The organism is Ruminococcus sp. AM26-12LB, assembly GCF_003480785.1.
GTDB classification, from domain to species: domain Bacteria; phylum Bacillota; class Clostridia; order Lachnospirales; family Lachnospiraceae; genus Blautia_A; species Blautia_A fusiformis.
The window spans coordinates 142,908-143,443 of the sequence record NZ_QUJX01000011.1 but is presented as its reverse complement, the minus strand read 5'-3'; the positions used below and the strand labels follow the sequence as shown (position 1 = coordinate 143,443).

The following is a 536-nucleotide window of genomic DNA, read 5'->3' as shown; positions in this document are numbered from 1 at the left end:
ACACGAGAATCAAGAGACCGCATCACCTACGCTAGGGTGATGAAGCGAAAGGTCAAGCAATAAGGGCACAGGGCGGATGCCTTGGCACTAAGAGCCGATGAAAGACGTGATAAGCTGCGAAAAGCTTCGGGGAGGAGCAAATATCCCGTGATCCGGAGATGTCTGAATGGGGAAACCCGCATGAGCAGACCTCATGCATCCATACGCCAATCCATAACGTATGGAAGGGAACCCGGGGAACTGAAACATCTAAGTACCCGGAGGAAAAGAAAGAAACATCGATTCCGTAAGTAGCGGCGAGCGAACGCGGAGGAGCCTAAACCGGTGTGCGTGCATGCCGGGGTCATGGACTGCATTTAAGATTCAGCGAAGTTAACAGAACGGTTTTGGGAAAGCCGGCCGGAGAGGGTGAAAGCCCCGTACGTGAAAGCAGAGCTGACTGAGCAGGATCCGGAGTACCACGAGACACGAGGAACCTTGTGGGAAGTAAGGGGGACCACCCCCTAAGGCTAAATACTACTTAGTGACCGATAGCG

The 536-nt window shown here is 53.4% G+C and carries 1 rRNA gene (only partly in view); it reads left to right on the top strand.

Annotated elements, in window-relative coordinates:
- Positions 1-50 precede the first annotated feature (50 nt).
- A 23S ribosomal RNA gene (locus DW694_RS10055) occupies positions 51-536 on the top strand (it continues 2,446 nt past the right edge of the window).